The sequence below is a fragment of the Micromonospora sp. NPDC049799 genome (assembly GCF_040656655.1).
Lineage (GTDB): Bacteria > Actinomycetota > Actinomycetes > Mycobacteriales > Micromonosporaceae > Micromonospora.
The window spans coordinates 1-9,189 of the sequence record NZ_JBFAMU010000186.1; the positions used below are offsets into that span (position 1 = coordinate 1).

The 9,189-nt window shown below is 73.2% G+C and carries 9 protein-coding genes and 1 pseudogene; 8 read left to right on the forward strand and 2 right to left on the reverse strand.

Annotation, left to right across the window (positions count from 1 at the left end):
• Positions 1 to 70 precede the first annotated feature (70 nt).
• Positions 71 to 721: pseudogene (locus AB0I76_RS15850) on the forward strand (serine/threonine protein kinase); the annotation flags it as partial.
• Positions 722 to 769: 48 nt separating this feature from the next.
• Complete coding sequence (locus AB0I76_RS15855; RefSeq protein WP_357035197.1) at positions 770 to 2,494, forward strand: phospho-sugar mutase; 1,725 nt, start codon at positions 770 to 772, stop codon at positions 2,492 to 2,494.
• A gap of 45 nt (positions 2,495 to 2,539) precedes the next feature.
• Here AB0I76_RS15855 and AB0I76_RS15860 read toward each other — a convergent pair whose 3' ends face one another.
• Together AB0I76_RS15860 and upp are read right to left on the reverse strand one after the other, a co-directional pair.
• Complete coding sequence (locus AB0I76_RS15860; RefSeq protein ID WP_357035200.1) at positions 2,540 to 3,217, reverse strand: GPP34 family phosphoprotein; 678 nt, start codon at positions 3,215 to 3,217, stop codon at positions 2,540 to 2,542.
• Between the two features lie 108 nt (positions 3,218 to 3,325).
• On the reverse strand, positions 3,326 to 3,958 hold the full coding sequence (upp, locus tag AB0I76_RS15865) for a uracil phosphoribosyltransferase (RefSeq protein WP_357035203.1): 633 nt from the start codon (positions 3,956 to 3,958) through the stop codon (positions 3,326 to 3,328).
• Between the two features lie 122 nt (positions 3,959 to 4,080).
• Here upp and deoC point away from each other — a divergent pair, with 122 nt between their 5' ends.
• The 6 genes from deoC to AB0I76_RS15895 all read left to right on the forward strand — a co-directional run.
• Positions 4,081 to 5,040, forward strand: a complete 960-nt coding sequence (gene deoC / locus AB0I76_RS15870) for a deoxyribose-phosphate aldolase (protein WP_357035206.1) — start codon at positions 4,081 to 4,083, stop codon at positions 5,038 to 5,040.
• Positions 5,041 to 5,045: 5 nt separating this feature from the next.
• Positions 5,046 to 6,476, forward strand: a complete 1,431-nt coding sequence (locus tag AB0I76_RS15875; protein ID WP_357035209.1) for an aldehyde dehydrogenase family protein — start codon at positions 5,046 to 5,048, stop codon at positions 6,474 to 6,476.
• On the forward strand, positions 6,469 to 7,293 hold the full coding sequence (locus tag AB0I76_RS15880; RefSeq protein WP_357035212.1) for an aldehyde dehydrogenase family protein: 825 nt from the start codon (positions 6,469 to 6,471) through the stop codon (positions 7,291 to 7,293). Before AB0I76_RS15875 ends, AB0I76_RS15880 begins: the two co-directional genes overlap by 8 nt.
• 149 nt (positions 7,294 to 7,442) lie before the next feature.
• The gene (locus AB0I76_RS15885; protein ID WP_357035215.1) at positions 7,443 to 7,916 is read left to right on the forward strand and encodes a hypothetical protein; all 474 of its coding nucleotides are present in this window, start codon (positions 7,443 to 7,445) and stop codon (positions 7,914 to 7,916) included.
• A gap of 72 nt (positions 7,917 to 7,988) precedes the next feature.
• Complete coding sequence (locus tag AB0I76_RS15890) at positions 7,989 to 8,420, forward strand: BlaI/MecI/CopY family transcriptional regulator (RefSeq protein WP_357035218.1); 432 nt, start codon at positions 7,989 to 7,991, stop codon at positions 8,418 to 8,420.
• Positions 8,421 to 8,430: 10 nt separating this feature from the next.
• The coding region (locus AB0I76_RS15895) for a M48 family metalloprotease (RefSeq protein WP_357035221.1) at positions 8,431 to 9,189 on the forward strand (759 nt) is incomplete at its 3' end.

Sequence of the window (9,189 nt, forward strand, 5' to 3'; positions counted from 1 at the left end):
TGCGCCATCGAATCCGTCCACGGCCGCGAACTGACGGTGATGGGCCTCGACGCGGCCGGCCGGTTCCGGCGGCGGGACCGTCGGCCGCCTGCGTGGCGCCGGCGGCCGTCTGGTCACGACCGTCCAGGGCTGGCCGCGCAAGGTCCAGCTCGCCGCGGCCGGCGGCCTGGCCGTCCTGCTGCTGCTCGTGTCGGTGGCCCTGCTCAGCGACGACGACCCGACCCCGCCCGCGCCGCTGGCCGCCCCGACCACGGCGGCCCCGGCGGCCGGCCTGCCGGAGATGGCGGAGCACTCCGGCAAGGGCGTCCGGGTGCTGGTGCCCAAGGGCTGGCAGCGCAAGAGCGCCGGCGACTGGGTCGACTACGTCGACCCCGCCGACGAAGGCCGCAAGGTGCGGATCCTGGTGGAGAAGTTCAGCACCACCTCGGTGCGCTGGTCCGAGGTCGCGGAGGAGGGGCTGCAGAGCCGCTCGAAGTCCTGCACCAAGCCATACGCCCAGGTAGCCCGCAAGGACGACGCGGACCTGGCGGGCATGCCGGCCGCCGAATTCGAGTACACCTGCGGCGAGGGCGACGCCAAGCGCCACGGCGTGTGGCGGGGCGTCGTGCACGACGGCCGGGCGTACTCCTTCTACCTGACCTCGACCGATACGAAGTTCGAGGAGAGCCGGCCGATCTTCGACGAGATGGTGCGGTCCTTCCAGCTCACCGCCGCCGGCTGAGTCGAGGTCGGGCGGACGTGGTGCCCCGCCGGCGTGCTATCAAGAGGCATGCCGGCGGACACGACTGACATTGACGACATTCGCGAACAGGCCCGACGCTGGGTCGAGGACGACCCCGACCCGGCCAGCCGGGAGGAGCTGCGGGCGGTGCTCGACCGGCTGCCGGCGAGCGCCCCGGAGCTGGCCGACCGCTTCGCCGGTCCGCTGACCTTCGGCACCGCCGGGCTGCGCGGCCCGCTCCGCGCCGGCCCGAACGGGATGAACCTCGCGGTGGTCACGCAGGCCGCCGCCGGGCTCGTCGGCTGGCTCGACGCCCAGGGCGGCTCCGGTCCGCTGGTGATCGGGTACGACGCCCGGCGCGGCTCACGGGAGTTCGCCGAGCGCACCGCCCAGGTGGCCACCGGGGCGGGACGGCCGGCGCTGCTGCTGCCCCGACCGCTGCCCACGCCGGTGCTCGCGTACGCGGTGCGCAAGCTCGACGCGGTCGCCGGCGTGATGGTGACGGCCAGCCACAACCCGCCGCAGGACAACGGCTACAAGGTCTACCTCGGCGCCCAGTTGGGCGGTGCGCTGGGGGCGGGAGCGCAGATCGTGCCGCCGGCCGACGCCGGCATCGAGGCCGCGATCCGGGCCGTCGGCCCACTGGCCGAGGTGCCGCTCGGCCCGCCCGGGCAGGTGCTCGGCGACGACCTGGCCACGTCGTACGTGGAGCGCGCCGTCGCGGTGATCGACCCGGGCGGCCCGCGTGACCTGAACGTCGCGTACACGCCGTTGCACGGCGTCGGCGCGGCCGTGCTCACCGCCGCGTTCACCCGGGCCGGCTTTCCGGTCCCCGGAGTGGTGCCCGAGCAGGCCGAGCCGGACCCGCGGTTCCCCACCGTCTCCTTCCCCAACCCGGAGGAGCCGGGGGCTGTGGACCGCCTCGTTGCGCTCGCCGAAGCCACCGGCGCGGACCTCGCCATCGCCAACGACCCGGACGCGGACCGGTGCGCGGTGGTGGTGCGGGAGACCGACCCGGCGGCCAGTGCGGCCGGCGAGGTCGCCGGTCCGGGCGGTACGGACCCGGCCGGTCGCGGATGGCGGATGCTGCGCGGCGACGAGGTGGGCGTGCTGCTGGCCGACCACCTGATGCGACGTGGTGTCACCGGCCTGTACGCCACCACGATCGTGTCGTCGTCCCTGCTGCGGGCGATGTGCGTCGCCCGGGGCCTGCCGTACGACGAGACCCTGACCGGGTTCAAGTGGATCGTGCGGGCCGGCGGCGGGGCCGAGCCGCTGGTCTTCGGCTACGAGGAGGCGCTCGGCTACTGCGTCGCCCCGGACCACGTCCGGGACAAGGACGGCATCACCGCCGCGCTGACCGTGGCCGAGCTGGCCGCCGGCCTCAAGGCGCGCGGTCGCACGCTCACTGACCGGCTGGACGAGTTGGCCGCCGAGTTCGGCGTGCACCTCACCGACCAGTTGTCGGTGCGGGTGGACGACCTGCGCGTGATCGCCGACGCGATGGCCCGTGTCCGCGCCGCCACGCCGACCGCCCTACTCGGGCAGCCGGTCACCGAGGCACAGGACCTGCTCCCGGAGGCGGACGTGGTGATCCTCCGTACCGGGGCGGCCCGTGTGGTGATCCGCCCGTCGGGCACCGAGCCGAAGCTCAAGGCGTACCTGGAGGTGGTGGAGCCGGTCGCGGACGGCGACGTGACCGCCGCCCGCCGCCGCGCGGAGGCCGCCGTCGCCGCGCTGCGCACCGAGATCGCCACCGCGCTGGGCCTGTAAGGAAGGGGCCCTTCCTTGCACCACGGGCGGGCGGGCGGGGCGGGGTCAGGGGCGCTTGCCCAGGGCCTGGTCGACGGCCTGGGCGAGAGCGGCGACGACCAGGCCGACGCTGGGACGGACCACCGAGTCGTCGAGGCTGACGTTGCCGGAGAAGCCGGCGCCGCCGGCGATCTCCTCCAGCCGGCGGCGGGCGTCGACCGCGGCCTCGCCGGTCAGGCCGAGCGTCGGCTCCATCCGCAGCACCGCGACCAGGGTGGCCAGTGCGGCGGTCCGCTCGTCGGGAAGCTGCCCGTCGGCGAGCGCCTCCCCGAGCCGGCGCCGGCTGTCCTCCTCCACCGACGGGTCGGCCGCCGGGTAACGGTGCACCACGATGAAGCCCATCTCGGTCTCCTCGACGTCGCGGACCACGCCGCGCGCCACCAGGTCACCGAGGATGCGGTCGCGCAGGCCGTGGCGCAGCCGCTGCACCCACGAGGACGGGCTGTGCGGGGTGTCGTCGGCGATCCGGGCGAGGACCGCGTCCAGGATCGGCTCGCCGACCGGCGTCGGGTCGACCGCCGCCAGGGAGCCGTCGGCGTACGCGATCCGGCCGGCCAGCGCCAACTCCACCAGCACGGCCGCGGCCATGCCCAGGTCGAGGCTGATCCGGGGCATGGTCGCCTTGCCGGTCTCATCGTCGTACGCCAACAGCAGCAGCTCTTCGGCGAGCGCAACACCAGTCATGGCCCGAGACGGTAGCGGGTGCCGGCATCTTCCCGCGCGGCAACGCGCCTGACCGTCACGGGCACGACGGCGGCCCGCCGGGGTGGACCGGCGGGCCGTGGACCGGTGTCAGAACCGGGGCATGCCGCCGAACTGCCGGTCGCCGGCGTCGCCGAGGCCGGGGACGATGAACATCCGGTCGTTCAGGCCCTCGTCGATGGAGGCGGTGACCAGGCGCAACGGCAGCCCGGACCGCTCCAGACGCTCGATGCCGACCGGCGCGGCGAGCACGCACAGCACGGTGATATCGGTGCAGCCCCGGTCGGCCAGCAGCCGGCAGCAGTGCTCCAGCGAGCCGCCGGTGGCGAGCATCGGGTCGAGCACCAGCACCGGCAGGCCGGACAGGTCGCGGGGCAGCGACTCCATGTACGCGCGCGGCTCGTACGTCTCCTCGTCGCGGGCGAGGCCCACGAAGCCCATCGACGACTCCGGCAGCAGAGCCAGCGCGGCGTCGGCCATGCCGAGACCCGCCCGCAGCACCGGCACCAGCAGCGGCGGGTTGGCCAGCCGGGTGCCCTGGGTGCCGGTGACGGGAGTCTGCACCGGGTAGGTCTCGATCGGGAAGGAGCGGGCGGCCTCGTACACCAGCATGGTGGTGAGTTCGTGCAGCGCCGCCCGGAACGAGGAGGAATCGGTGCGCGCGTCCCGCATGGCGGTCAGCCGCGACTGGGCCAGCGGATGGTCAATGACGTGTACGTCCACGGTCGCTCAACCTACCCGCCCGTCGCCCGGGGCACGGCCGGTGTGGCCGGACCAGCGACATCGCTCACCGGCGGCCGAAGTGACCAAGATCACCTGCCCGGTGGATGCGTAGACTTCGGGGCATGACGGCGACAGCGACGTCGGCCCGGTCGGAGCTCTCCGAGCTGGGACGATCCGAGACCGCTCTGCGGACCTTCCTGCACGGCCTGCCCGGCGTGGACCAGGTCGGCGCGGAGCAGCGGGCGGCACAGCTCAGCACCCGCTCCATCAAGACCACCGCCAAGGCCCAGGCCATCGACCTGGCCATCCGGATGGTCGACCTGACCACGCTGGAGGGGGCGGACACCCCCGGCAAGGTGCGGGCGCTCGCGGCGAAGGCGCTGCGCCCCGACCCGGCCGACCCGAGCTGCCCGCACGTCGGCGCGGTCTGCGTCTACCCGGCGATGGTCCCGTACGTGGCCGAGGTGCTGCGGGGCAGCGGTGTCCACCTGGCCAGCGTGGCGACCGCCTTCCCGTCCGGGCAGGCCCCCCTGGAGATCAAGCTGGCCGACACCCGGGCCGCCGTCGAGGCCGGCGCCGACGAGATCGACATGGTCATCAACCGGGGCGCGTTCCTGGCCGGGCGCTACAAGGAGGTCTACGACGAGATCGTGGCCACCAAGGCCGCCTGCGGGGACGCCCACCTCAAGGTGATCCTGGAGACCGGCGAGCTGGCCACGTACGACAACGTGCGTCGCGCCTCCTGGCTGGCGATGCTGGCCGGCGGCGACTTCATCAAGACCTCCACCGGCAAGGTCCCGGTCGCGGCCACCCTGCCGGTGACCCTGGTGATGCTGGAGGCGGTCCGCGACTTCCGCGCCGCCACCGGTCGGCAGGTCGGTGTGAAGCCGGCCGGCGGGATCAAGAACACCAAGGACGCGATCAAGTACCTGGTGATGGTCAACGAGACCGTCGGCGCGGACTGGCTGGACCCGGACTGGTTCCGGTTCGGCGCGTCCAGCCTGCTCAACGACCTGCTCATGCAGCGCACCAAGCTGACGACCGGCGTCTACTCCGGTCCCGACTACTTCACCCTGGACTGAGAGTGATGTTCGAATACGCGCCCGCCCCCGAGTCCCGCTCGGTGGTGGATCTCAAGCCCTCCTACGGACTGTTCATCGACGGGCAGTTCGTCGACCCGACCGACGGCGGCTCCTTCAAGTCGGTCAACCCCGCCTCCGAGGAGGTCCTGGCCGAGATCGCCGAGGGCGGCGGCCAGGACGTCGACCGCGCGGTCCGCGCGGCCCGTCAGGCGTACGAGACGGTGTGGGGCCCGATGGCGGGCCGGGACCGGGCGAAGTACCTGTTCCGGATCGCCCGGATCATCCAGGAGCGCTCCCGCGAGCTGGCCGTGCTGGAGTCCCTGGACAACGGCAAGCCGATCAGGGAGTCCCGCGACATCGACCTGCCGCTGGTCGCCGCGCACTTCTTCTACTACGCCGGCTGGGCGGACAAGCTGGAGCACGCCGGCTTCGGTGCGAACCCGCGCCCGATCGGTGTGGCCGCGCAGGTCATCCCGTGGAACTTTCCGCTGCTCATGCTGGCCTGGAAGATCGCCCCGGCGCTCGCCGCCGGCAACACGGTGGTGCTCAAGCCCGCCGAGACCACCCCGCTGACCGCGCTGCTCTTCGCCGAGATCTGCCAGCAGGCGGACCTGCCGGCCGGCGTGGTCAACATCGTCACCGGCGCCGGCGACACCGGCCGCGCACTGGTCGAGCACCCGGGCGTGGACAAGGTCGCCTTCACCGGCTCCACCGAGGTCGGCCGGGCCATCGCCCGCTCGGTCGCCGGGACCCGCAAGAAGCTCACCCTGGAGCTGGGCGGCAAGGCCGCCAACATCGTCTTCGACGACGCCCCGATCGACCAGGCCGTCGAGGGCATCGTCAACGGCATCTTCTTCAACCAGGGCCACGTCTGCTGCGCCGGCTCCCGGCTGCTGGTCCAGGAGTCGGTCGCCGACCGGGTGCTGGAGTCGCTCAAGCGCCGGATGGCGCAGCTGCGCGTCGGCGACCCGCTGGACAAGAACACCGACATCGGCGCGATCAACTCGGCCGCCCAGCTGGAGCGGATCCGCGAGCTGTCCGACGCCGGGTCCGCCGAGGGCGCCGAGCGCTGGTCGCCGCCGTGCGAGCTGCCCGAGCGCGGGTTCTGGTTCGCGCCGACCATCTTCACCGGGGTGACGCAGGCCCACCGCATCGCCCGCGAGGAGATCTTCGGCCCGGTGCTGTCCGTGCTGACCTTCCGCACCCCGGCCGAGGCCGTGGAGAAGGCCAACAACACGCCGTACGGGTTGTCGGCCGGCATCTGGACCGACAAGGGCTCCCGGATCCTGTGGACGGCCGACCGGCTCCGCGCCGGGGTGGTCTGGGCCAACACGTTCAACAAGTTCGACCCCACCTCGCCGTTCGGCGGCTACAAGGAGTCGGGCTACGGTCGCGAGGGCGGCCGGCACGGGCTGGAGGGTTACCTCAATGTCTGAGCGCGTCGCGGTACGCAAGACGTACAAGCTCTTCATCGGCGGGAAGTTCCCGCGCAGCGAGTCGGGACGGTCGTATCTCGTGCAGGACACGAATGTCTCCCTGGCCTCCCGCAAGGACGCGCGGGACGCCGTCGTCGCCGCCCGGGCCGCCGTGAAGGGGTGGGCGGGGGCGACCGCGTACAACCGGGGTCAGATCCTCTACCGGGTGGCCGAGATGCTGGAGGGCCGCCGCGCGCAGTTCGTGGCCCTGGGCGCGCCCGCCGACGAGGTCGACGCGGCGATCGACCGCTGGGTCTGGTACGCGGGCTGGTCGGACAAGCTCGCGCAGGTGTACGGCGGCGCGAACCCCGTCGCCGGCCCGTACTTCAACCTGTCCGCGCCCGAGCCGACCGGCGTGGTGGCCGCGGTGGCCCCGGAGTCCCCGGCGCTGCTCGGCCTGGTCAGCGTGATCGCCCCGGCGATCGTCACCGGCAACACGGTGGTCGTGGCGGCCTCGCCGTCGGCACCGCTGGCGGCGGTCACCCTGGCCGAGGTGCTGGCCACCTCCGACCTGCCCGGCGGGGTGGTCAACATCCTGACCGGCCGGATCAGCGAGACCGCGCCGACGCTGGCGAGCCACATGGACGTCAACGCGATCGACCTGTCCGGGGTGACCGACGCCGAGCTGGCGGCGGACCTGGAGGTGAAGGCCGCGGAGAACCTCAAGCGGGTGCTCCGGCCGGCCCCGGCCGACCACGACTGGACCGCCGACCCCGGCATCACCCGCATGACCACGCTGCTGGAGACGAAGACGGTCTGGCACCCGAAGGGTGTCTGACCGGCCGCTGGGTGGGGTTTCCGAGGAAGCCCCACCCGTTTGCGACCCGCTCCCCTCGGGGTACTCGGCCTCGTCGTTCGACGAGGTCAGCGGCGGGTAAGCGGCCCACGCGGGAAGGGCAGCGACGGCTGCCTCCGCAGGGAGGCGCCGTGAGTCGGGAACGCGTGATCTACGCACTACTCGTGGTGGGCGGCATCGGCATGTTCCTGGGCCATGGCGTTCTGGCGCTCCTGGGGCAGCCGTCGTTCGTCAAGCTCATCACCGGCTCCTTCGACCGGGTCCTCCATCTCACGGTCTCGAAGGAGACGGCGGCCGTCTGGCTGGACGTGATCGGTGCGGTCGACCTCGCGATCGCTGCCCTGATGCTGCTCATGCTGATCGGCGACATCCGGGGCACCGGCGGCCTGTACCGGTTCGCGTACGGCCGGACGGCGCTCGTCGTCTACACCTGGGCGGCGTTGTGGGGATTCGTCACGGCCGGGTCCCGGGTCACCGCCGTCGGAGAGCTGATTCCGGAACTGTGGGACGTCCTCGAACGGGCGCCGAACGTCATGCTTCCGGCCACCCTGGCCTACCTGGTGTACCAGCACAGGTCGGTCGGCCTTGAACCGCCCAACAGGTGAGCCGGTAGCAGTGCGAAGTGCACCGCGCTCTGGTCCGACAGCATGTCGTACTACGAGCGGTAAGATTGCCGGGTGACTCGGCTCGGTGATCTGGAACGTGCGGTGATGGACGTGTTGTGGGACTCGGTCCCCGCGACGTCGGACGGTGTGACCGTGCGGGAGGTCGCGGACGCCCTCGACGGGCGCGAGCTGGCGTACACGACGGTGATGACCGTGCTGGACCGGCTCGCCGGCAAGGGCATGGTTCAGCGCGAACGCGAGGGCCGCGCGTGGCGGTACCGGGCGGCGGCCAGCCGCGAGGCGTACATCGCCCAGCTCATGCTCGACGCGCTCGACCTCGGCGGCAGCCGGGACGCGGCGCTCGTCCGCTTCGCCCGGTCGGTGACCGGGACCGAGGCGGACGTGCTCCGCGCGGCACTCGGCGCCGAGGCGGGATTGACCGACCGGGTCGAGGACCCGCACGCCGGCCGGGTCCGGCGCACCGACGAGGCAGTGGACCGGTAGGGCGGCGGCGATGGCCTTCGCGGTGCACTTCGGCGTCACGATGTTGGCCTGTTGGCTGGTCGCCCAGGTGCTGGCCCGGTCCACCTGGACCTGGCGTGCCCCGCGGGTGGCGATCGTCTGCTGGCAGGCGGTCGGGCTGGCGCTCGGCCTGTCCGCGATGGGGCTGCCCATGGCGCTGGGGCTGGCCGCGTACGACCGGCCGACCGGGAGCGCCCTGGTGGCCCTCGCCACCGACCTGGGCCACGGCACCCTCCCCGTCGGGGTGGGCGCCGCGCACCTCGGGCTGGTCGGCGTCGGCTTCGGCATCGGCGCGGTGCTGCTGACCACGACCGTCCGCAGCATCCACTCCGCCGTCCGGGCCCAGCGCCGGCATCGCGACCTGCTCAGCCTGGTCGCCCGGCAGGACCCCACGGTCCCCGGCGCGCTGGTGCTCGACCACCCGAGCGCGGCGGCGTACTGCCTGCCGGGCGTGAAGCCACGGGTGGTGGTCAGCGCGGGGACCCTCGACCTGCTGGACCGCGCCGAGCTGGACGCCGTGCTCACCCACGAGCGTGCGCACGCGCAGGAGCGTCACGACCTGGTGCTGCTGCCCTTCACGGCGCTCTGCCGGGCCCTGCCCTGGTTCCGCTGGGTGCGTGAGGCACACGAGCGGGTGGCGCTGCTGGTGGAGATGCGGGCCGACGACAAGGCGCGCGAGGTGCACGCCGAGGCCCCCCTGGCCGGGGCGCTGCGCCGTTTCGCCGCCGCCGGCAACCGGATCACGCCGGCC